The organism is Actinobaculum sp. 352 (assembly GCF_003957265.1).
Lineage (GTDB): Bacteria > Actinomycetota > Actinomycetes > Actinomycetales > Actinomycetaceae > Asp313.
The window spans coordinates 42030-66209 of sequence record NZ_RQSN01000003.1 but is presented as its reverse complement, the minus strand read 5'-3'; the positions used below and the strand labels follow the sequence as shown (position 1 = coordinate 66209).

General features: G+C 59.0%; 17 protein-coding genes and 2 tRNA genes. 12 read left to right on the top strand and 7 right to left on the bottom strand.

The window, feature by feature from the left end; translation table 11 throughout:
- Nucleotides 1-1782 precede the first annotated feature (1782 nt).
- From rsmG to rpmH, 6 genes are all read right to left on the bottom strand, one after another.
- Nucleotides 1783-2433 (bottom strand): 16S rRNA (guanine(527)-N(7))-methyltransferase RsmG, encoded by a 651-nt coding sequence (gene rsmG / locus EKN07_RS04395; protein ID WP_108716558.1) that lies wholly within the window; start codon nt 2431-2433, stop codon nt 1783-1785.
- A gap of 989 nt (nt 2434-3422) precedes the next feature.
- Nucleotides 3423-3959, bottom strand: a complete 537-nt coding sequence (locus tag EKN07_RS04390) for a R3H domain-containing nucleic acid-binding protein (RefSeq protein WP_108716560.1) — start codon at nt 3957-3959, stop codon at nt 3423-3425.
- Between the two features lie 62 nt (nt 3960-4021).
- Entirely contained in the window at nt 4022-5236 is a 1215-nt protein-coding gene (gene yidC, locus EKN07_RS04385; RefSeq protein ID WP_108716561.1) for a membrane protein insertase YidC, read from the bottom strand.
- A 52-nt stretch (nt 5237-5288) separates the two neighbouring features.
- A complete protein-coding gene (gene yidD / locus EKN07_RS04380; RefSeq protein WP_346962691.1) occupies nt 5289-5615 on the bottom strand; it encodes a membrane protein insertion efficiency factor YidD in 327 nt (108 codons plus the stop codon).
- An 8-nt stretch (nt 5616-5623) separates the two neighbouring features.
- Nucleotides 5624-6118 carry a ribonuclease P protein component gene (locus tag EKN07_RS04375; RefSeq protein ID WP_108716760.1) on the bottom strand — a complete coding sequence of 165 codons (495 nt, stop codon included), beginning with the start codon at nt 6116-6118 and terminating at the stop codon, nt 5624-5626.
- Between the two features lie 3 nt (nt 6119-6121).
- Complete coding sequence (gene rpmH, locus EKN07_RS04370) at nt 6122-6259, bottom strand: 50S ribosomal protein L34 (protein ID WP_108716563.1); 138 nt, start codon at nt 6257-6259, stop codon at nt 6122-6124.
- 1014 nt (nt 6260-7273) lie between these two features.
- On the opposite strand from rpmH, the gene dnaA reads away from it, so the two are divergent.
- From dnaA to EKN07_RS04320, 11 genes are all read left to right on the top strand, one after another.
- Nucleotides 7274-8965 carry a chromosomal replication initiator protein DnaA gene (gene dnaA / locus EKN07_RS04365; protein ID WP_126145730.1) on the top strand — a complete coding sequence of 564 codons (1692 nt, stop codon included), beginning with the start codon at nt 7274-7276 and terminating at the stop codon, nt 8963-8965.
- Between the two features lie 939 nt (nt 8966-9904).
- A complete protein-coding gene (dnaN, locus tag EKN07_RS04360) occupies nt 9905-11038 on the top strand; it encodes a DNA polymerase III subunit beta (protein WP_108714646.1) in 1134 nt (377 codons plus the stop codon).
- Nucleotides 11039-11053: 15 nt separating this feature from the next.
- On the top strand, nt 11054-12493 hold the full coding sequence (gene recF, locus EKN07_RS04355; protein ID WP_346962690.1) for a DNA replication/repair protein RecF: 1440 nt from the start codon (nt 11054-11056) through the stop codon (nt 12491-12493).
- Complete coding sequence (locus EKN07_RS04350; RefSeq protein WP_108714648.1) at nt 12490-13212, top strand: DciA family protein; 723 nt, start codon at nt 12490-12492, stop codon at nt 13210-13212. Before recF ends, EKN07_RS04350 begins: the two co-directional genes overlap by 4 nt.
- A gap of 240 nt (nt 13213-13452) precedes the next feature.
- Entirely contained in the window at nt 13453-15450 is a 1998-nt protein-coding gene (gene gyrB / locus EKN07_RS04345; RefSeq protein WP_108716565.1) for a DNA topoisomerase (ATP-hydrolyzing) subunit B, read from the top strand.
- Between the two features lie 20 nt (nt 15451-15470).
- Nucleotides 15471-18224, top strand: a complete 2754-nt coding sequence (gene gyrA, locus EKN07_RS04340; RefSeq protein WP_241228138.1) for a DNA gyrase subunit A — start codon at nt 15471-15473, stop codon at nt 18222-18224.
- A 70-nt stretch (nt 18225-18294) separates the two neighbouring features.
- Complete coding sequence (locus EKN07_RS04335; protein ID WP_241228135.1) at nt 18295-18783, top strand: DUF3566 domain-containing protein; 489 nt, start codon at nt 18295-18297, stop codon at nt 18781-18783.
- A 255-nt stretch (nt 18784-19038) separates the two neighbouring features.
- Nucleotides 19039-19112, top strand: a tRNA-Ile gene (locus EKN07_RS04330).
- A 25-nt stretch (nt 19113-19137) separates the two neighbouring features.
- On the top strand, nt 19138-19257 hold the full coding sequence (locus tag EKN07_RS12990) for a DLW-39 family protein (protein ID WP_240611290.1): 120 nt from the start codon (nt 19138-19140) through the stop codon (nt 19255-19257).
- Nucleotides 19258-19290: 33 nt separating this feature from the next.
- Nucleotides 19291-19366 (top strand) — tRNA-Ala (locus EKN07_RS04325).
- Between the two features lie 579 nt (nt 19367-19945).
- The gene (locus EKN07_RS04320; RefSeq protein ID WP_126145727.1) at nt 19946-20752 is read left to right on the top strand and encodes a methyltransferase; all 807 of its coding nucleotides are present in this window, start codon (nt 19946-19948) and stop codon (nt 20750-20752) included.
- On the opposite strand, the gene EKN07_RS04315 is transcribed toward EKN07_RS04320, so the two are convergent.
- Nucleotides 20725-21549: an SUMF1/EgtB/PvdO family nonheme iron enzyme gene (locus tag EKN07_RS04315; protein ID WP_240611291.1), complete on the bottom strand. Its 825-nt coding sequence runs from the start codon at nt 21547-21549 to the stop codon at nt 20725-20727. The two genes, EKN07_RS04320 and EKN07_RS04315, sit on opposite strands and share 28 nt — an antisense overlap.
- 142 nt (nt 21550-21691) lie before the next feature.
- On the opposite strand from EKN07_RS04315, the gene EKN07_RS04310 reads away from it, so the two are divergent.
- Nucleotides 21692-23101, top strand: a complete 1410-nt coding sequence (locus EKN07_RS04310; RefSeq protein ID WP_126145726.1) for a DHA2 family efflux MFS transporter permease subunit — start codon at nt 21692-21694, stop codon at nt 23099-23101.
- The last annotated feature ends 1079 nt before the right edge of the window (nt 23102-24180 follow it).

Below are 24180 nucleotides of genomic sequence, written 5' to 3'. Positions count from 1 at the left end.
CGTTTGGCGTGCACGGCGGCCATGCCCGGCGCGCTACCCACCACCCGGCAACGCAATTCTGATCGGGGTACTCAGCGCCCCTTCCGCGGAGCCGCCGCACCCGACTCACCTATTCTCTGGCCCAACACGCAGCGCCAGGTCTGCAGAGCGACTCCAGCTGTCCAGGGGCATCTGAACTGTCTTGCACGTGGAGCCAAACGCATCGCTCTCCGCGGTTCGGTCGTGGCTGGAGTATGAGCCTCTATGCAATGGCGATCACAGACGACCGAAGCCTTGGCGCATAGAAACCTTAAGTCGGCTATCTCCACTTGCCTCTTCCCACGTCGGGCAGGACGACTCACAGTCTCGACGCGTAGCCGACACACGATTCAGGTACCTGTATCTGCCAGAGCGGTCACGTATTGACTCGGCCGCACTTCGCCAGGTTTAACGTGAAACACAACCGCAGCGTCTGGCTGCGCCAATGCTGCTTCCGCAGCGCACCTAGATCCACTACCTCCCAACGCACCCGCGCCGATGCCTTCAACGTCTTGTGCTATTCCCACCTGAGGAGTTGTCCGCCCAGTCAGCCTACAGCGGCGCGCTTATGCGGTGGCTCGAGAGTGGAAGATGTGGGACACGGGAAGACCCGCCAAGCAATGTCTCTACTCGCCACCACCTCCTCACTCCGCACCACCACATCTTAGACAGACGACAGCACCGCGCCATCGCAGCGTCGCCGCGTCCATTTCCATCTGCGAGTTCGTCAATACCACAACAGGCTGCCAAGGCCAAGGTCTCATCCGTCGCCCGTCGCAGCTTGTTCAACTCTGTACTCACTTCCCACGAGTGATCCCACCAGACAGACAGTCGACGAGATAGGGGATGAGTCGCGCGCATGTTTCACGTGAAACATGTTGGGTACCGCCACGTCAGATACCGCCTCCCCAGCCAAGGTAGAACGCCGTGGCACAACCACGCGCGCACACACCGAGATACGACACAAGTGGCAAATCTGCCCGCATGACTGCTACTCCCAAGCCGATGTCCCTGCCGTATAACGGCGGCATAGTTGCTATGATAAATCCCGTTGGACCGACCGCATTCGGCATCGTTTACACTAATGGCTCCCGATGCCAAGAGAACCTTGATGCCCATTGCTCTGCATCACCTTGCAATCTTCCGGCTTGCGTCTACCGCCCGCCGCACAGCTAAGACCTGTTCTTTCACGCGAGTCTACTACCGCCTCCGCCGCACTCCGCCATCAACATGTGTAGTGTTGTTACCCTGTCACTCCGTGGCCTCGGTGCCGATTGACCCTTCAGCCCTCACTCCTGTGCGCACTGCAGCCAGCTGCTCCAACGCTACGCACCAGGGCTGCCACCGCACGAAATAATGCTATGATAGCTAGCATCGATGCCTGTAGTGCACTCTGGCGATGCTGCTGCAACCACTCTACCGATCAAGGATTCGTTCTGTCCGGCGACAGCGGGCTTGCACATCGCATGCGCCAGCCTGCCCAATACGCGGTCCATCCTTTCCCTTACAGCCTCGTTAGCTCTTCCCCGGCGATGTCACGCGCTCCTACGCCCGAGCATATAGGGCGAACCTACGCCCGGGCATATAGGGCGAACTAGTCGCGGGAGCGACCTAGGACATTACGCGCTTGCACGCCCGGGCACTGTAGGGGCCATAAACTCCTGCCTCCGGTTCGCCGCGACTTCCCAACCAGAGCTCAGCCAGCCCTAACAATAGTTACCCCAACAACAGCCGCCCGCGACAGCACCAGCGGCGACGACCCAGCTAAGCCTGCTTACGGACCTCGACGACCCTTGTCGCCTCATCACACCCGAAGGGCGTTACAAGATGTACATCCACCCACTGTGCACGTGCGCGTCGCAACTCCCGATCCGAGGCCGCGATCTCCTCCTCGATCCGCGCACCTTTAAGAGCTACCAATGAACCCCCACGCTTTACCAGCGGCATCGTCATCGGCAAGAGTTTCTTCAGTGCAGCAACCGCCCGCGCTGTAACCACATCCGCAATCATCTTGCCGTGCAGTTCCTCTGAACGTGCATGTGCGACTTTGACATTGGCAAGTTGTAGCTCTCTCGCCACCAGGCTTAGCCAAGTGCACCGCCGCTCCATGGATTCCACGAGGGTAACACCGGTATCAGGTCGGAGCACTGCCAGCACGATTCCAGGGAATCCTGCCCCCGAACCAACATCGATGACCCGCGCGTTCTTGGGTACATACTCGAGGATCGCGGTCGAGTTGAGTATGTGCCGGGTCCATAAGCGTTGACCCTCACGCGGTCCGATAAGACCTTGCCGTTCACCTTCGCGTTCCAAAAGGCTCGCGTACCCCAACAGTTGATCCCACGCTAGGCCGAAGTGCTCCGCACCCCCGAGGGGTGCCGGTTCGAAACCCAACAACTCGCTCTCTTCATTCATTCTTCAGTTGCACCGTTCATGTTTCTCGGACCCACCGGACCTCGCTACACACCGACCGCAGACAGCTCTACCATCGTCAGTCAATTGCTTCACCATCCTAAACGCTGACCTCTTCAGATGTTACTTGGAGAGATCATCTCTGTGGTCGCGATACGGGTCGTAGCCCTGCCACCGCATCGGACCCCAGACCAATAGCGACATCCGCCCCGGAGTATTACCGTGTTCTCGCGCGGATCTCAACCCTTTTGCAACCGTTCCACGTCGGCTAATATGACACCCGGCACCGCGACGCACGTAGTTCTCACCGCCTGGCTTCTGTTCCGCCCAAAAAATTCGCCGCAGCAAACCCAGATCGACACAAACCACCTGAATCTTCCCGTCTCCAACCCGCGAACCAGCTCCCAAAATCCAAGGCAATCATGACAGCCGTAGAATCCGACCCGTACCGATGCCGAGCCTTATGCTCCACCAACGGTCAGCTTAGGACCCGCAGTCGGCCCAGGCGGCCAATCCGATTGCCCCCATCAGCGAGCGGAAAGAATCGCGCGCCGAACTCTCCACACGCCGCAACCACCCGCCCATCTAGCATCCGAAAACCCACCTGCCCGACCTCTCCACAGGCCAGAACCACCCGTCCACTCCACCTAGCATCCGGAAAGAACAGCACCGCGAGTTCGAGCTCACCATACGCACCAACCGGACTACTTTTCGCCTTATGGCCGTCTGTCAGGTCCGTCGAGCTCACCATACGCACGGACAGCACTGGAGACCTCACCGTTCAGATAGCGCGTGAATAACGCCCGAACGCCATTTCCGCAGCTGCCATCGGTGAAAACCTCACCGGCGCTAGCCCGCACACCGCATTCAAGCCCACCGTCCCCGTCAAAGTCCGCAGTGCGCATTAAACACGTCGCCGACGCCGAGGAGTTCGGCGTCGGCTTCGCGTCTACAAGTACTCCGCGTACGCGGTTTCTCTTCCGCGCGGCGGCTTACTCCTCGTCGTCGAAATCCTCTTCCGTTACGATTTCTTCGAGGCTGATAATCACGTGCCGCGCATTGCCGACGCCTTCAGAATCCGAATACAGACCGGACTGCGCCACGATATCGTGTACCACCTTGCGCTCGAAGGGATTCATCGGCTCGAGCGAAACGGTCTTCCCGGTATCGGTAACACGAGCCACCGCCTTGCGGGCGATCTTCGCAATCTCATTGCGACGGTTCTCACGGAAGCCGAGAATGTCCAGCATGAGTCGGCTTCGTTCGCCGGTCTGGCTCTGCACGGCAAGACGTGTCAGTTCTTGTAGTGCATCAAGCACTTCGCCGTCCTGCCCGACAAGCCGTCGCAACCGACGGTCTTCCTTACCATCGGTCACAATGGCCAAAGACGCGCGATCCGCTTCAACTGCAATCTCAATATCGCCGTCGAGGTCAGCGATGTCGAGCAGTTCTTCTAGATAATCTGCCGCGAAGTCACCTTCCTCATCTAGCTTCTTCAAGAGATCGCTATTATCGAGTGTTTCGCTCATAGTGGTTTCCTTCCTCTCACAAGTCTGTTGTCGCTGCGCCGCGAACGTGAACCCCGCGGTAGCTAGAAATTCCTCTTCTTCTGATTCTGCTGCTGCTTCTTCTTACGCTGTTGCTGCTTGGCCCGCGAACGCTGCCGTTCCGCCTGCCGACGCTCGTAGCGTTTCCGAGCGCGTTCGGCATCCGTCAAACCATCCTTACCGCGGACCTCATGCTCTCCCTCGTTACTCGCGGTCGCCTCGTTCGCGTCGACGTCGCCTGCCATCGCTGCCTGAGCACTCGCAGTTCTATCCACTTGCTCCTTCGGAGTTGCCTTAGCAGCCGCTTTCTTCGCACGACTCTTTCCAACCGGCTGTTGGCGCTGGCCGACGGAGCGCACTTCACTGGCGGCCTCACTATCTTCTTCCGGAGGCAATCCCTTGGCAATGCGGCGCTGACGCAGCCGCTCCTGGCGTTCCTTGTACGCCTTGGAACCTGGAGTCGGATTGTTCCGGATGAACCACGCCTGCTGGCCCATGTTCCAGAAGTTTCCTGCCACCCAGTACACAAGCACGCCGATTTGGAAGGCCACGCCGGTCACCAAATAGATAGCCGGCATACCGTAGAGCATGTACTTCTGCATCTGATACGCCGGGTTGGACCGATCCATCGATGACTCCGGCATGTTCTTCATCGTCAGCTGCTTTTGTGTAAAGAACATCGTCAAACTGAGCAGTAGAACAAACAGTGCCGCAATGATTCGCACCCGTAGGCTCAAGGAAGGATCGGCTCCTGGCTGGGAGAAAGACGCCGAAAGTGGCGCTCCGAAAACCGTTGAGTTCTCGAACTCAGCCGCAATGTTCGTGTCTATCGGACCCAGTGCGCCGCGATTACCGGAGGCGATACTCGGGAAAGCGTAGAGCACCCGGTACAACGAGAAGAGAATCGGCATCTGTACTAGCATCGGCAGGCACGAAGCAAATGGAGATGTACCGTGCTTGCGGTACAGCGCCTGCATCTCTTCCTGCTGCCGTTGCTGCGAAAGACGATCCTTTTTTCCCTTGTACTTCTTCTGAATCTTCTGGATCTCGGGCTGAAGGATCTGAGTTTGGCGCGAGGCTCGGATCTGCCGGTTGTACAGGGGCAGCACTATCAATCGGACAACAATAGTCAAGCCGATAATCGACAGCACCCAGGCCGGTCCGGCACCAGCATCCATACCGATGGCGGTCAGTCCTTGATGAATGCCGTACATAACCCATGCGACCAACCACATGATCGGGTGAAGGATAGTATCCACAGCTCTTCTTTCACTACCGCGAGCTCACGCCCGCATTCTCGATGTACTGCCCTTATTCCTCATCGCCCTGGCCGCGTTGGCCTGATGAGATCATCAGTTCGTGATCTTCCTGCGCGTACAACGCCATGAGTTCGGAGTGGTCGAGCGGAGCCGACGGCCATTTTCCCCGAGCCGGTACCCGATCAACACCACCTTTACTCCACGGATTGCAGCGCAAGATTCTCCAGACACTGAGAAGTGTACCTTTGACCACCCCATGAATTCGAAGCGCGCCATAAGCGTACTGGGAGCAACTCGGTGCATAGCGGCAAGTTGCCGGTAGCGCCGCCGAAATTGTCCTCTGGTACCAACGGATTGCCGCGAGGAGGGCGCATGTCACCGGATTTATCACGGCTGTCCTCCTTGACCTTCCGCTACGACGCCGACTTCGTCAGTTCGCTGTGCACCGGATTCCGCATTAGTGGTGAGGGCACCAGGCTGTTGCCGACCACAGGTCGAACTAGATGCTCGTTCCGCCTTGTTTCGCGCTCGACGGATCCCTTCATCCACATCTGCGGCAAGCTCTTGTGATGTCACGCCACGTGCTGCAGGCAGCGCGCGAACGGCTACCAATTCACCCGCCGTGAATTGTGGCAACCGATCTCGCAGAATATGCCGCAACTGGCGGGAGAGACGATGCCGAAGCACGGAGTTACCAACGCTTTTAGGTACGACAAAGCCGACCTTCACGGGGTGGAGGTCGGCTGAGCTTCCCGCCGAAATTACGTCTTGAGTAGATGGAGTGTAGATCGATACGACGAGCCGCTTCGTCCTGCCACGCGCACCACGCATGGCCTGAACAAACTCAACCGATCGTCGCATCCGATGGTCGGCGGGCAGCATCACTCACGCTGAAAGCTTTGCGCGGCCCTTACGGCGACGAGCAGCGATAACGGCCCGGCCAGCCCGCGTGCTCATGCGCTTGCGGAAGCCGTGCACTCGGGCGCGGTGACGATTATTCGGCTGATAAGTCCGCTTGGTCACTTTGACTCCTTGGAGCAGAACGCAGGATAAACCTGCCTGACAAAAACAACGCGGCACTCCCCGACGGAGAGCACAGCAGCTACATAACTCTAGGCGATGCGGCTCAGCCGGGTCAATCTTTGAAGCTGTGCGACAGTTCACCGGTACGCCGCACCCGAGCCGCCATTACTATGGGCGACGTCGGTGCGGTATTCCACATACAAGACAACACCTGGTTGCACACGTAGTGCAATATCTGACGACGTCGGCGCCGTCTGGTGCGGTGATCACGTCGTGTTGCGTGTGTGGGGCAATATCACTCTCACTGGAAAATATCCAGCGTCTCAGACACCGCGCTACGTACAGGGCATCATCTACGCTTCGGCATCGCTCCACAATAGACAGCATCTCAAGAGCCCGCTGCTTCCGCAGCCACACACCCCATCCAAGGCAGCGAACGCCGTGAGACCAGAACGTTGCTACGAGCGCGGAGTTCAGCGCCGCCTTTAATCGAACGCTCCTCGTAAGGCCCGCATACAGATCTGTTCCTCCTGCGACGCGGAGTCATTTCACAATATGTACAGCGCCACCCGCGACACCCTTGATAGCCCAGCCATTCATCCACAAGTCGGCCGATTGCGCTAATGGCCGACAAGGACCCATTGCTCAGACTTCTCGGGGATCTCGATAACATCAAAACACCGATACGCCAACGATCTCGCAACCTGCGGTCGGGGTCACTCGACTTCAAACTTGATTCATTCCAAATTACTCGACTTTTCATTCTTCTTCCACACCTGTGGACAAACTACCTGCAGCGGTTTTCGCGCAGGTTCGCGGACCGTCGCCCCCAAAACTACACGCGTGTAATTTCCACAGCTGTGCAGAATCCTGTGGATAAATCGAATGCGGAATCGCGAGCGGTGGCCTAATATGGCAAGAGTCTGATGAATACGGGCGCAAAGCGGGCAGGCTTTACGCCATGAACCGGCCATACCGGGCGGTAGGTCCACACACTGAGTAGGAGACAGCAGTATGGACGACGGTAACCCCGCGCGCGATGCGTGGACAGCGGCAGCAGAGCTGCTTCGGACTGAAGGATTACTTTCCGATTCCCAGATTGCCTTCGTACGAATGGCACATCCTCTTGCGGCCGTAGATGAGATCTTCATGATTGCAGTCGGCTCAGACTTTGTAAAGACTTGGATTGAGGAACACGTGGCGACTGCCATGACTGCACGGCTGTCGGATATCCTCGGCCGTGAAATTCGCTTGATGATTTCCGTAGATCCGAGCGTTAATGAGACTCCTGCACCGTCCGCATCATCGGCTCCGGTGACTCCATCAAGCCCGGTGCGTGTCGCCGGTGGCGAAACGGCTTCGCTTCTCACGACCCCGGCAGCTCCGGTACATCAACCGCCGGTCACGTCACCAACGTTGGAATCGCCGCAGTCACCCATTCCCCCGGTAGTTTCAGCTCCTGTCGCCACCTCCGCTCCAGCTTCCACTGGCACTACTGCAATGGCAGAAAGCCTTGTTCAGAAGAAGCTTTCTCCCATCGACACTCTGGTTGAACACAACCCCACCTTGACCGGCTCCATTTCCACCATCTCAACAACTGCCGCAATTGCAACGGACGTTGCCAATCCGTCGTCGCGAAGCATTGCCGCACGGCTTAATCCACGCTATACATTCAGCAACTTCGTCATCGGCGACTCCAACAGATTCGCCACCGCCACCGCACTCGCCGTCGCCGAATCACCCGGAACAACCTACAATCCACTGTTCCTGTACTCAGAATCCGGCATGGGAAAAACACACCTCATGCACGCCATTGGCAACTATGCCTTGAATCTCTACCCGCATATCAAGGTTCGCTACATCAGCGCGGAAGAATTCACCAACGACTTCATCAACTCTTTGCGAGACGGCCGCCAGGCAGAGTTCAAGGACCAGTTCCGCACCGTCGACATCTTGCTGATCGACGACATCCAGTTCATTGGCGGCCGGGACACAACTGTTGAAGAGTTCTTCCACACCTTCAACGCGCTGACAAACGCGAACAAGCAGATCGTTATCACCTCCGATGTAGCGCCCAATCTGCTCAACGGCTTCGAAGAGCGGATGGTTTCACGCTTCATTTCCGGTGTCACCGCCAGTATCGACCGACCCAGCCTGGAGACAAGCGTCGCCATTTTGGAGAAGAAGGCGAGCGTCGATGGCATTCAAGTGCCACGCGAAGTCCACGAGTACATCGCCGCGAATATGACGACTAATATCCGCGAAATGGAGGGCGCATTGCGCCGTGTTACAGCCTTTGCGGATCTTTCCAAACAGCCGGTTGATCTAACACTCTCCGAGATGGTACTCAAAGATCTCATCTCTAACCCGGACGATATCGAGATCACCGCCAGCCTCATCATGAGCCAGACGGCCAACTACTTCGAGATCACTATTGACGATCTCACTGCGGCGGATCGTTCACGCACCATTGTGACCGCTCGGCAAATCGCCATGTATCTGTGCCGGGAGATGACAGATCTCTCCCTGCCCCGAATCGGCAACATTTTCGGACGCCGCGATCACACAACCGTCATGCACGCTTATCGCAAGATTGACAAGCAAATGGCAGAACGGCAAACCACATACAACCAGGTATCCGAGCTGACGAGCCGAATCAAGCAGGCAGCGGCCTCGCAACAGTCGCACTCCGAACAACCTGAGTGATCCTCGATTCCTCACGTTCCAGGCCTCCGCTCGGTCCCTCCTCGCGCATGCCTGGTTACCACGCGCCCAACTAGTCTGGCCTGCGCCTTGCCGGTGCACTGCACACAAGGTATATCGGTGCGAAACACTTTGTTTGTACGTGGGGCGCCGCCACACATCTTTCTGCGTGGCATGCCGTCACGCATACTGCCCAATAGTCCGACACCCCGCCAACCGTTCACGCCATCGAACCGTCATAGGCTTATCACTCGCGGTACGCCTTCTCATCTTGTTCCGTCTCGTCTGTTCATGCGTCCGGACCCGCTGCGATCCACAACAATTGTGGAAGGCCCGTGAATAACAGTCGAAATCTGCGGATGAAGCCCTCCCATTCGGTGGATGGCTCTCGAGTGGAAATGTCTCATCCACCGCACGTCGCTTTTATTCACAACACTGCCCACCGCTTCATGCACAAGCAGAATCCGCATGTTGACGCACCTTCGAACAGATATCCACATGATCCACAACGCCTACTACAACTACCAACTTCTTCCCATGCCACATCTAACTCCCGGCAGTGCACTGCTGGCCGGACCGAGGAGAATGACAACTCGCACCCGCCACGTGAGGTCGGCCCCTGAATTGAATAACTGCTCACCTGACACGGCCTACAAACAGCTGTGGTCATCTCCGATATGCCGATGACCGGGAGGGGCACTTACCTGATTAGTCATCGTCGCAGCATCCAGCTATCGAAGTGGCTGGCGACCGACCGAATAACAACCGACCGAATAACAAGCGATCTAGCGGCCAGATCACCGACATCCCAGCCGGTCAGTAACCCAATTGGCCGACAGCGGAGAAATCGATAATAGAGTCGCCTCTCTGGGCGATCTCGCGTAGAGTTGTCGGTAGTGTCTCTACAGGCAGTAGTGTCTCTTCAGGAAAGAAGGTTCGGTTGTGAAACTACGGATCGAGCATGACGTTTTTGCGGATGCCGTCTCCTGGGTGGCACACACCATTCCTACCCGGCCTTCTCTGCCTGTTCTCGCCGGGATACGCATTACCGCGTCCGCTGACAACACGGTAACGCTCGGCGCTTATGACCCGGATATCTCCTCCCACGCCAGTATTGAGACATCGGTTGATGAACCGGGCGAGATTCTGGTTCATGGCCGCCTTTTGGCCGATTTCGCACGGGCCCTTCCAAACAAGCCGATTGATCTTGAAGTACAGGGGTCGAAGCTAGAGATTCTCTGTGGTTCCACACATATCTCTATGCAGTCAATGCCTTTGGAAGATTATCCGGAGTTCCCAGACATGCCGGAGATTTCGGGAACCGTTGATGGCGCCTTGTGGCAGGAAGCCGTTGCGCAGGTGGTGACCGCGGCATCCCGTGATGACACCTTGCCCTTGTTGGTGTCGGTATGCATTGAGATTGACGGATCCCGAGTCTCACTAATGGCGACCGACCGCTACCGCCTCGCCGTCCGTGACATCGAATGGACACCGGTTTCCCCTGACTTCTCCGCCACGATCCTTATTCGTGCCGCTCGACTCTCGGATATCGCCAAGTCGCTCGGATCGGTCGGCAATATTGACGTGTCCATTGATACCTCTGGCAGGGCCGGGCAGATTGGTTTCAGTGTTGCCGGACGGCAGAACGTGGCGCGTCTTATCGACGGCGATTACCCGGACGTCCGAGGGCTCTTCCCGGCGGAAAGCAACGGTTACGCCGTCGTCGATCGCGTGGAACTTCTCGATGCAATCAAGCGTGCTCGTCTGGTAGTGGAGAAGAACTCGGCGGTGCGCTTGTCATTCTCCGAGGGGCAGGTCGTGCTTGAAGCGGGACAGGGTGATAATGCGCAGACGAGCGAAGCACTGCCCGCCGTGCTCAACGGCGAAGATATCACCATGGCATTCAATCCGACCTTCCTGCAGGAAGGTTTGAGTTCGGTGACCTCTAATTTCGTCCGCCTCTCCTTCACGCACTCTTCGAAGCCGGTTGTTATCACGGCACAGGATGAACAGGACGGCGAGCCGTCCGAAGACTTCCGGCTGCTGCAGATGCCGATCCGAATTTATGGTGGATAGTGACATTCTGTGTATGTGACGGATCTTGCGCTGACTGACTTCCGCTCATACCGGCAGCTTCTGCTTCAACTTGGTCCCGGCGTGACAACATTCGTTGGGGAGAATGGCCAGGGCAAGACGAATATCGTGGAAGCGATAACGTACCTCGCCACACTTTCCTCCCATCGAGTGAGTTCAGATAACGCACTCATTCGGCAAGGCGCGACTGCCGGTGTCATACGAGCCCGACTGGCGCAAGGGCAGCGCTCCGATACTCTCGAAGTTGAGATTTACGCAGGTCACGCCAATCGGGCACGCCTGAATCGCGGTAATGTTCGCCCGGTCGAACTCCTTGGCCATATGCGCGCGGTACTCTTCGCTCCGGAAGACTTGGAACTAGTGCGAGGAGACCCCGCGGCACGTCGTTCACTGCTCGATGATGTGATGGTGCAAATGCGTCCGCGGCTCGCGCAGGTGAAAAGCGAGTATGAGAAGGTTCTGCGCCAGCGCGGTGCTCTGCTCAAATCGCTCGGAGCGGCGAAACGACGTGGGAAAGTACTCGATTTTACGGCACTTGACGTGTGGGATATGCAGCTAGCACATCTGGGTGCGCAACTCACCGCGGCGCGGGCTGCCATCATCTCCCGCCTACGCGAACCAGTCTCGCGCTACTACCGGGAAGTCTCCGGCGCCGACGAAGAGGCCCGCATCGATTACCGTGCTAGTGCGGATCGCGGAGTATTCACCCTACCCACTGCGGCGGATCTACACGCCGATGAGAAAAATGGTGACAAGGCGGCCCAAGCGCGACGTCTGGTGGCGGAACACGAGAACGATTTACAAGACGTCGAGTTGGTAGAAGTTCAACTCCTGAGCGCTCTTGCCGCACGCCGCGACGAGGAAATCAGTCGCGGTGTGAATCTCGTGGGTCCGCACCGCGATGAGATGGTGCTATCCCTGGGAACACTGCCCGCTCGCGGTTATGCCTCCCACGGCGAGTCCTGGAGTTACGCACTGGCCCTGCGCTTGGCAACCTGGCACGTGCTACGCAGCGACGAGTCGCGACAATGGTCCGACGATCATGAGCCGCTACTCCTGTTGGACGATGTCTTCGCCGAGCTCGATTCCCGACGGCGCCGTCGCCTGGCGGAACTCGTCACCCAGGCACAACAGGTGATTATTACGGCCGCCGTCGGCGATGATCTGCCGGAAGCACTGGGCGGCGCGCGCTTTTGTGTTCACGCCGGAGTTGTGGAGAGTGGCGATGCCGCTGGCGCTAGTAGTACTGACGGCGCTAGTAGTACTGACGACGATGCTGTCCCCGATGATGCTGCTTCGACTGGTGGTGATACTGTCGCAGCTGTTAGTGCCGATACCGCGAGCTCAGGCATAAGCAACTTGGGTGGTAAGAATCTCAATGATCCGCAGATGCAAAATCTGTCCGGAGATGATGATCTCTCGGCAGGTGTTTTATGAGTCGGCTGAACAAAAACGAAGCAGGCAGTGCCACGGCCGGTCAAAGGGATAGTGCCTTCAAAAGCGTGACTGCACCTGAGATCGCGCCACAAACACCAATAGGCCGAGTCGAGGCTGCGCGTCTGGCGGCGGCCGAGCGCAACGGCGATATTTTGGCTTTGCGCGCTCTTGATCGTGCGCGAGAGGCCGCATTCAGACGCGGTGACATCAAAACGCGACTGCCTGCACGTGCCGACTCGCGGCGGAGCCTGGCGGGAACACGCGATGCGGCGTCGGACGGAAAGCCGGACCAGCTCGGTGACGACGTCGCAACCCCCGGTCCGGGATGGGGTGACGTTGGCTCCGGGCCGCGCCCATCGCACCGGGACCCGCATGCCCTAGCAGATATCCTCACTCGTGCGGTAAAGGACTTCGGGTGGGGCCACCAGCTAGATATGGCCGCGGTGACGGCGCGGTGGGAGGAAGTCGTTGGCCCGAATGTGGCCAGGCATGTCACTGTTGTGTCTTTTGGCGACGACGGCGTGCTGACCCTGCAGGCGTCGTCGAGCTCATGGGAGGCGCAGATTAAGGCCCTGCTCGCCACCCTGCACGCGCGGTTGAATGCGGAAGTCGGCCCAAACGTGGTGAAACAGATCGTTGTACAGGGTCCGCAGAGGCCCTCGTGGAAACATGGCAGGTATTCGGTGCCCGGACGCGGGCCGCGTGACACCTACGGCTGAATATGCGTGGGAGGCGCTGCGTCGTCGACTGAAACGTGATGAAAACTGCGGTAAAATGAACGCGGCCTCGCGGTGTGTGGGGTCCTACCGTTTTGGGGCTCAGAAGTGTCTGAGGGCCGGTATTGGCCATTCCCGCCGCCCAGAAGGAGATAGTCACGCGTGTCTGACGACGTTTCGCACGTTCCTGATCCTACGTCCGATGCCGCTACGCCGGCCGAGGCAATACAGCATGTCGGTGATATGTCACCGGAGCAGTCTTACGATGCTTCGGATATTACGGTGCTCGAGGGCTTGGAAGCGGTGCGTACCCGTCCGGGTATGTATATCGGGTCGACCGGGGAGCGGGGACTGCATCATCTCGTTTATGAGGTTGTGGACAACGCGGTTGACGAGGCACTTGCTGGGTACTGCGATCATATCGAGGTGACGATTCTGGCCGACGGCGGCGTGCGCGTCGTCGATAACGGGCGTGGAATCCCGGTGGATGAGCATCCGACGGAGCATCGTCCCGCCGTCGAGGTCGTTATGACGGTTCTGCACGCCGGCGGCAAGTTCGGAAACGGCAGCTACGCGGTGTCCGGTGGACTGCATGGAGTCGGCCTCTCGGTGGTCAACGCCCTGTCCACGCGGATGGAAACCGAGATTCGCCGCGATGGATACGTGTGGCGCATCGCCTTTGAGAACGGGGTGCCCACCGGCCCGCTGCAGCGTGGGGAGAAGACGGAAGAGACCGGCACAACACAAACCTTCTGGGCCAATGGCGACATCTTTGAAACCGTTGATTACGACTTTGAAACGTTGCGCAAACGGTTCCATCAGATGAGCTTCCTCAACAAGAACTTGCGCATCACCCTGATTGATGAACGGCCGACGGCCATCGCGGACGGTGACGAGGTTGCCGGCGAGGACGGCAACGGTGAGGCACCGCGGCGGGAAATCTCCTACTGCTACTCGGATGGATTGCTGGATTACGTCAAACACTTGAACACCACGAAAAAGGTTGAGGTTATCCATCCCTCGGTGATCTACTTCGAGGCGGAGGATCTTGACAAGCACATCGAGTGCGAGGTGGCCATGCAGTGGACCTCCGCCTACTCGGAGTCCATCAATACCTTCGCCAATACCATCAACACCACGGAGGGTGGAACGCACGAGGAGGGCTTCCGTGCCGCTCTGACCTCCGTTATTAACAAGTACGCGCGCGACAAGGGCCTGCTGAAAGATAAGGATCCAAACCTCTCCGGCGAGGATATCCGGGAGGGCCTGACGGCGATTATCTCGGTAAAGCTCGGCACGCCTCAGTTTGAGGGCCAGACCAAGACGAAGCTTGGCAACACCGAGGCGCGCACCTTCGTACAACAACAGCTGTACGCGCATCTCAATGATTGGTTGGATTCGCATCCAAATGAGGCGAAGGACGTTATTCGCAAGGCGACGCAGGCCTTCGCCGCCCGGGCGGCCGCGCGCAAGGCGCGTGAGGCGACGCGGCGTAAAAGCGTCCTCGAATCGGCGTCGATGCCGGGCAAGTTGAAGGACTGCACCTCACGTAACCCGGAGGAATGCGAGATCTTCATCGTGGAGGGTGATTCCGCCGGCGGTTCCGCGGTGAATGGCCGCGATCCGGAACATCAGGCGATCATGCCGATTCGCGGCAAGATTCTGAACGTGGAGAAGGCGCGCCTGGATCGGGCGCTCTCTTCGGATACGATTCAGGGCCTGATCACCGCCTTCGGCACCGGTATCGGCGATGAGTTCGACATGTCGAAACTGCGCTACCACAAGATCGTCTTCATGGCCGACGCCGACGTCGACGGCTCACATATCGCGACCCTGTTGCTGACCCTCGTATACCGGTATATGCGCCCACTGATTGAGAACGGCAATGTCTACCTCGCCATGCCGCCGCTCTATCGCATCAAATGGACGAACGCTCCGCATGATTACGTCTTCTCGGACCGGGAGCGTGACGAGAAACTCGCCGCCGGCCGCGAAGCCGGTTGGCGGCTTCCGAAAGACGAGAGTCAGCGCATTCAGCGCTACAAGGGCTTGGGCGAGATGAACGCCGAAGAGTTGTGGGATACCACGATGGATCCGGCGCATCGCACCCTGAAACAGGTTTCCATTGGTGAGGCGGCCGCCACGGATGAGACATTCTCCGTGCTGATGGGTGAAGACGTTGAGTCGCGCCGCAGCTTTATCCAGCGCAACGCGCACGACGTCCGGTTCCTCGACATTTAAGGCAGGCAATGAGCGACGATATGACTCCGGATACCCCGGAAGAAACGCAGTACTACCACGGCGACATTATGGGGGTTGACCTCCAGCGTGAGATGGAGCGGTCCTACCTGGACTATGCCATGTCCGTCATCGTCGGCCGCGCTCTGCCTGATGTGCGTGACGGTTTGAAGCCGGTGCACCGCCGCGTGCTCTACGCCATGTACGACGGCGGCTACCGCCCCGATAATTCCTTCTCCAAGTCCGCCAAGATCGTCGGTGACGTGATGGGTCACTATCACCCGCACGGCGACGCCGCCATTTATGACACGCTTGTGCGCCTGGCTCAACCGTGGGCCATGCGCTACCCGCTGGTGGCCGGCCAGGGCAACTTCGGCACCTCCGGCGACCTGGGTGCGGCAGCCCCCCGCTACACAGAGGCGCGCATGGCACCTCTGGCCATGGAAATGGTGCGGGACATCAAGGAGGACACGGTTGATTTCGAGCCGAATTATGACGGCTCGTTGATGGAACCGCTGGTTTTGACGGCCCGTTATCCGAACCTGTTGGTCAACGGCTCGGAGGGCATCGCCGTCGGTATGGCCACCCGCATTCCGCCGCATAACCTACGCGAGGTTAACGAGGGTATTCAGTGGTATTTGCAGCACCCGGAGGCGTCGAAGGAAGAGCTGCTGGGCGAATTGATGCGCCGCATCAAGGGTCCTGATTTCCCCACTGGCGCCACTATTCTGGGCACACGCGGCATTGAGGATATGTATCGCACCGGTCACGGCACCATTACGCAGCGTGCCGTGGTTGAGGTCGATGAGATTCACGGCCGCCAATGCCTGGTGATCTCCGACCTTCCGTACCAGGTGAACCCGGATCGCCTGCTGGACAAGATGGTCGAGGGAATCAAGGACGGGCGGCTGCCGGGCATTGCCGATATTCGTGACGAGACTTCCGGCCGAGCCGGTCAGCGCATCGTCGTCGTGCTGCGTAAGGATGCGGTGGCGAAGGTTGTGCTGAACAATCTGTACAAGCACACCCAGCTGCAGAACAACTTCCCGGCCAACATGCTGGCGCTGGTGGACGGCGTGCCACGCACGCTATCGCTCGACGGTTTCGTGCGGCACTGGGTGACGCACCAGATCGAGGTTATCCGCCGGCGCACCGAGTACCGGCTTGGCGAGGCGCTGAAGCGCTTGCATATCTTGGAGGGCTACCTGAAGGCGCTGGACGCGCTGGACGAGGTGGTGGCGTTGATCCGCCGCTCACCCACGGTGGATGAGGCGCGTTCCGGCTTGATGGCCCTGCTGGAGATCGACGAGGACCAGGCCAACGCCATTCTGGAGATGCAGTTGCGCCGCCTGGCCGCCCTGGAACGGCAGAAGATCCTCGATGAATACAACGAGAAGGTCGCACTGGTTGCGGACTATCGGGATATTATCGCCAAGCCGGAACGGCAGCGCACGATTATCTCCGAGGAGTTGCAGGGCATTGTCGATCGTTATGGCGATGACCGGCGCACCACCATTCTTCCCTTCGACGGTGAGATGAGTGTGGAAGACCTCATCCCGGAGGAGGATGTGGTTGTCACCATTACGCGCGGCGGGTTCGTCAAGCGCACGAAGGCGAGCGAGTACCGCGCCCAGCATCGCGGCGGCAAGGGCATCCGCGGGGCGCAGTTGCGTGGCGACGATGTCATCGAGCATTTCGACGTTGCGTCTACGCATGACTGGCATCTGTTCTTCACCAATTTGGGCCGGGTGTACCGCATCAAGGGCTACGAACTACCCGAAGGCGGTCGGGATGCGAAGGGGCAGCATATTGCCAATGTGCTCGCCTTCCAGCCCGGTGAGGTGATCGCCTCCACCATTACGCTCAAGGACTACGATCAGGCCGAGTATCTGGTGTTGGCGACGGCGGATGGCCTGGTGAAGAAGACCCGCCTGCGGGATTACGATTCGCCGCGCTCGGGTGGCCTGATTGCCATCAAACTGCGTGAACATGTGGATGGATCAACCGATCAGGTGGTTGCGGCCTGCCTGGTGGACGAGGGTGAGGACCTGCTACTGGTCTCCCGGCGAGGCCAGTCGATCCGCTTCACGGCGACCAACGAGGCGCTGCGGCCCATGGGCCGGGCGGCGTCCGGCGTGACGGGCATGAAGTTCCGCGATGGTGATTCCCTGCTGACGATGAGCGTGGTGCACGAGGGCTCCGAGGTCTTCATTATGACGGAGAACGGCTTTGCCAAGCGCACCCGCATTGAAGAGTACCGGGTGCAGGGCCGCGGTGGCTACGGCATTAAAGTGGCCAAGCTGACCGAGGAACGCGGCGACCTGGTGGGCGCGCTTATCACCCGTGAAGGTGAGGATGTCATGGTGGTGATGGAATCCGGGAAGGTGATGCGCGCCAGCGCGGACGAAGTCTCTTTAACGGGCCGTGCCACGCAAGGTGTGACCTTCACCCGCCCGGGTGAGGGCGACAAGATCATCGGTATCGCACATACCGCCGAGGAAGGCATCGAGCCGGGATCCGCCGATAGCGCGGGAAGCGGCGGAAGTGCTGCGAGCGCAGGAAGTGCCGATAGTACGGGAAGCGCCGAGACTGCGGGAAGCGCCGAGACCGCGGCTGATTCCGAGGGTGGTGAAGTCTCAGAAGAAGGCGAAGTCTCGGAAGAAGTTGACAGCGCCGAGAGTAGAGCGGATACCGTAAGTGCTGGCCGATCCGAAGGCGTTGACAGTGCGGAAAGTGCTGGAAGCGCCGCTGGTTCGGATGACGAAGAGGTGCAATAAGCGGTAGCCTCTGACATAGCGGATACGCAAGTATCCGTGCAGCGTGCCAAGCAGCAATGACGGAGTAGTAATGAGCGAAGAGCAGCCTACACAGGCGATTGATGCGCCCGGTGAGCCCCAGATGCCGCGGCGGCGCAGCACGCAGGAGCGCATGGAGGATCCGGTAACCCCGCCGGTCGATGCGCCGAAGCGCGCAGTCGGTATCCGCCGGGTGAAGATGACCATCGCCAAGGTGGAACCGCTATCCGTGCTGAAGTTGGGATTCCTCTTCTCTGTGGCACTGGGCGTCATGATCGTGATCGCCTGGATGCTGCTGTGGTTCGTACTGGACAGGATGTCACTGTTCGCGGAGATTAACGATCTACTGGAGACGCTGAATTCGGAGCAACTGCTGCAGTTGGCCCAGTACTTGGGCTTCGGACGCTGGATGAGCTTCGGCGTGATCGTTGCGATTCTCGACGTCGTGCTGTTCACAGCCCTGAGCGCTGTGGGTGCGCTGGTGTACAACTTGATTGCCTCGCTGGTGGGCGGTCTGCATATCTCGGTGACCGACGAGTAAGCGAGGCGGCGATTCCGCGACGCAAACGAAAGCATGCCTGTGAGCCGGCGTGTGTTTCTCGCTGTATTACCAGCACGATTGCTGCGGAGCTACCCGCCCACGGGCCGTTCCTATGAAGTATGCAACCAGAAACAAGCGGTGCTTGACGCTGCCAAGAGCTCTGGGTGTGACCGGCCTCGCGCTCGCGCTCGGCGGTATCGGTTTGAAGATCGCTCCGCCGGTGCGGTAACCTATTTCGGCACCCGATAGTGCAATGGGCCTATAGCTCAGTTGGTTAGAGCGCAGTCCTGATAAGACTGAGGTCGATGGTTCGAGTCCATCTAGGCCCACGAACTATCCTCAAGGAGAGAAGCCATGAAGAAGTTCCTACTCGCCACGGTCGCCCTTGCGGCCGGATATGCGATCTGGATTCAGGTCAGTAAGAGCCAGCAAGACCAGGCCGTGTGGACCGAGGTCACTGACTCGATCGAATAAGCGTCTGCCGCTTCCGAAGGCGGCAGCTTGACTGGGGCTATGGCGCAGCTGGTAGCGCGTCTGCTTTGCAAGCAGAAGGTCACGGGTTCGAGCCCCGTTAGCTCCACCATGAGAGAATCGCCGCCGAGAGGGCGAGGGCATTCAGCAGCCATTCAACACGGGCTTGAGTCGCCGATGCTGGTGGTAATGCCGACCGGGCGGGCACTGGACTGTTATAGCGGCTCTAATCCGATTGGTTTCCTGTGACTAGCCGTAAGTGGCGGACTCGGGTATCGAGTACTTGTGGTGTTTTGGATGGTTTTTGGCTGTTGTGATGCGGCATCGTGATGGTGTGGGCGCCGAGTGCTTGCCGGGGTGGTCGGAGACGGCGGGTTTTCCGGGTTCAGGAAGCAAGCGTGTCAAAATCCCGTCCAAACGACGGAAGACTTGATTCAATCAATATAAGAACTGGCGGAATTCCGCGGATTTCGTGCCCGAGTTGGACCGGGCAGTTCTTGTTTGGACGGGATTTGGACATTTCCCTCAGCGAGCTACCAAAAGGCTGTGCGCACGGTCGAACACCACCACTATGTAGGTTCGTGCAGCATCAGACTGCCCTAATACGTGATCCTCCTCTGGGATTCTCGGTGGCGCTCGGTCGAGTCCGCTGAACCGGCAGGTTCGCGTTGACGCGCCTATAGTTAGGTATATGCTAAGCGATGAGGTGCAGCGGACATTGTTCATCCCGCTATTCGGCCGAGCGCGTGCGGCTCGCCTGTGGCCGCACTGCTTTCAGGACCGGTGGGCTGAACACATCGCGCAACAGGTAGTCGCAGATCGTCCCGAGTTAGTGGTTGCAGATTTGGGAGATGTCCCTGCGGCCATCTATGCGCTACGTCACCGGGCCACGGTAGTCGAGTTACGTCGCTATCTGCAGCTTTACCCTAGAGCCGCCGTCGTCGATCTGGGTTGTGGGATGGACCGCCTCATCGACGATGTAGACAACGGTCAGACGAAGGTCTATTGCCTGGATCTACCGGATGTTATGTGTGCGCGTCGGCAGTGGATGCAATCCCATCCCCGGGAATGTGAACTCACCGGCTCGCTGATGGACACCGACTGGATGGATGCGATTGATGATTGTGACGGGATGATCGCCGTCGCCTCCGGCGTCGTCTATTTCTTCGAGGAAGAACAGATCCGGGATCTGGTCGATGAGATGGCACGGCGCTTCCCCGCAGGCGCATTTGTTTACGATGCCGAGTCGCCGGATATGGTTGCGGCAAGTGAACGGGCCGTACGTGAATCAGGCGTCGCCGACGTCAGAATGCCGTATCGGGTTGCTGACCCGCTAGCCCCTATGCGCTGGTCTACAGCGGTGTCTGAGGTACGAGCAGATTATGGGTTGCTGTCATACTTGCCAGATGACGCCGACCTGCCCGAATCCGTGCAGCAGGCGCTTCATGCATTGCGCGAAGGCCGCTCGCTCTACGAGGTGGTCGTCGAGTTCGCCTGACCCGAGTCCACGCCCATCGGACTTCTTGAATTATCTGCGCAGCGGTGTCCAGCCGATAGGCAAGGCACCGGCGATATTCGCTCGATTCCGGTCGGCCTCTTGTGACCAGCCTTGAGCGGCATGGTTGCCAGGCTCGCCCACGGCGCCTCTTGCGATGCGGAAGCCGACGTCGTCCAACTGCGCGCCGGGCATGCTGCCGCGCCGTACCGAGGCGCGAACGCTCCAATGCCTATCTGCCCATCCGCCGCCACGCAGCACGCGTAGTCGGCGTATCGTGCTGGGTCGGAGTAGTCCCAGCACCACTCCCACACATTGCCCAGCATGTCGAAGTGGCCAAAAGCATTCGGCAACTTCTGGCCGACGCACTGTGCTCCCGTGACGGCGTCTTCGTCCGTCCACGCGATATCGGAAAGCGGACCGTAGTGCGGGCCTGTTGATCCCGCGCGGCAGGCATATTCCCACTCGGCCTCCGTCGGCAACCGAAAACAGTCAGCGTTAACGTTCCAGGTGATCCCGCCTCTGTCAATGGTGTATGCCGGAGTTAGTTCCTTCGCGGTGGACAACATATTGCACCAGCTCACAGCGCTGAGCCAGGATATGGAATGTGCGGGCGCATTCTCATCCACACCGGTGGGCACCGGTATCCCCAACAGAGCTGAATACAATCGCCATGTCACCGAAGTAGAAGCGATGTGAAATTGTCGTAACTGTACGCCGCGTGAAGTCCTCGTCCGCGCATCATGCAACATGATGTACCCGGCAGGGATGGGAATCATTTCAAGACTGGGCAGGGGCACGTTTTGAACTCTACACCAGCAGCACCCTAGCGTTGTTGTGTCAGCTGCCTTCAGGAGACAGCTGTCGATCAATCGGTGCGGATCGAGCGAACTACAAAGGTACCGTCTGCTATTTGGTCGTATAAAAAGTAGGAGGACTTCGATGAGGTCACGGAATAAAGGCAACCCTGAGAACGGTACCGTCAGACCGGTACGCCCATGGGCTGTGTATTGGGTTGTAGTCGTCGGTTACTTCATGGCCCAGATGGACATGACCGTAGTGACAGTCGCTTTGCCCAGGATCAGGGAGGAGCTCGGTGCGACTGTTGTTGAAGGGACGTGGGCGGTTAGCGCTTACGTTCTTGCGCTCGCGACGGTACTGATCACTGCCGGTAGACTGGGCGACCTATTCGGTTCTCGGCGAGTATTTGCCTCCGGCGTTGTGATCTTTACCGTCTGCAGTTTAGCTTGCGCGTTAGCACACAGTCCGGTGCAACTCATAGCTGCGCGTGCGTGCCAAGGACTCGGCGCAGCGCTATTGGTACCGCAAATCCTCTCGACCATTGTCGCGGTGATCCCAAAGGAGCGGCAGGGTACTGCTTTAGGGATCCGAGGCTCGGTTGGCGCCGGAGCCGCAGTGGTTGGTCCGGTAGTCGGAGGACTGCTAGTCACACAGTTGGGGTGGCGGTGGGTCTTCCTTATCAATGTGCCGATCGGTATTGTTTTGTGCGTCTCAGCCCTGGTGTTTCTTCCGCGCACATCGCAGAGTCGGCAGCGAAAACTTGATATTCCCGGGGCAGTTCTCGCGGCGTTGGCCCTGGCGATCGGGGTATATACCTTGATGCGAGTCGGTGAAGCGGGCTGGACGACGTCGAGCTGGATGGGTCTTGGTCTTACTGTGCTGTTGCTGGGCGCCTTCCTAGTTCAACAGCGCCGGGTTCAGAACGCCGACCCACTGCTTCCTTTCACACTGTTCACGAGTCGCCGCTACAGGATCATGTTGCCTGCCGGCGTGAGCGTTTCAGTTGTGGTTATAAGCTTCACGCTTGTTCTGTCTTTCTTTCTGCAAGAAGGATTGGGTGCCAGTGCGCAGCGGGCGGGTCTGGTGATTGCTCCCGCGTCCTTGGCTTCCATGCTTCTTGCTCCGGTGGTTGGCCGTCTTACTGACAAAATGGATGCGCGGGTCCTGTTTGCTCTTGGTCTCGGGTTAACCGCGTGCGGCGTCGGTTTGGCAGCGTGGCTGATGGTTCCTGAAGCCAGCTGGAACCGTTTCATCCCCGTCATGTGCATCATCGGGGCCGGTAATGCCATGTTATTCACACCGACGACGGCGATGGCAATGCGCGGGGTTCCGAAGGAGGTTGCCGGTGCTGCATCCGGGGTTCTCTCCACTTTTCTACAAGTGGGCTCTGCGTTGGGGACGGCGATGGTAGCGGTCGTTATGCAGACCGTTGCGCGGAACGCCACCTTTACGGAAGCTGCTCGCACCGCCATGCTTGTACCACTCATTGCGATTGCTTGTGCTGCCGTGTCGTGTTTCTTTGTGGACCGGACACCGCCGGAGAAGAGCTGAGCTAATCGGTCGCTGCAACTTGTCGACGCGGCAGAGAGCTGGGTTCAATCGGCAGTTCGGGAAAACAGATGGCCTGGCGACGGCGCAGAACAACGGGCGAAACCTGCGCTGTCTCGCCGCCGGGCGTAGGCCCCGAATCGCGCCTCCCCCGACCTCCGCCTACCCGAACCCCCGCCTGACGTAGACCCTACCGCTGCCTAACGTCGACCCGCCGTCGTCGTTGGTTCCGGTCTGAGCGCGGTAGGCCCCGAGCCCTACCTGGCAGAGACCCGCCACCTGGCATAGACCCGTCGCCTGACGTAGATTTCCGCCTGACGTCGACTCCACGCCAACCGCCAACGCGGCCCGCTCTTAACCCGCGGAGTCGGCGCCCGCTTGGCCGGGGTGGTCGGAGACCGCGGGTTTTCCGGGTTCAGGAAGCAAGCGTGTCAAAATCCCGTCCAAACGACGGAAGACTTGATTCAATCAATATAAGAACTGGCGGAATTCCGCGGATTTCGTGCCCGAGTTGGACCGGGCAGTTCTCGTTTGGACGGGATTTGGACAGTTCACCGCCGGGTGTAGGCTCCGAGCCCTGCCTGGCATAGACCCGCCACCTGGCATAGACCCGCCACCTGGCATAGACCCGCCACCTGGCATAGACCCGCCACCTGACGTCGACTCCACGCCAACCGCCAGCGCGGCCTGCTCGACGCCCGCAGAGCCGGCGCCCGCTCGGCCAGCGCGCTTTGCCGCAATATCGCTACCTCCTGTCCGCAGAAGTCCCGGTGTTGGCGTGGCGACGCATCCAGCAGGCATACTTCGAGGGTGGTCTGTGTTGCGTGACGATTGCGTGGCATTACCCTCTGATCGCAGGTTATGGCGTACAACATGCGGGTTCCGACTGTCGAACTCGCCCTATCGGTGAGCGGTTGCAGCACCGGTGGGTGCGTAGCAGGCGGGTGGGACTGTAACCCCACCATGTCGCGCAGCGCGTAACCGATCTGGTGTCCTGCAGGTAGGAGCGAACTGCAAACCTGCCACCAACAACTGCAACGCTCGTGTCAGAACACAACCTAAAGGGTAGAAGCGGGTGGAGC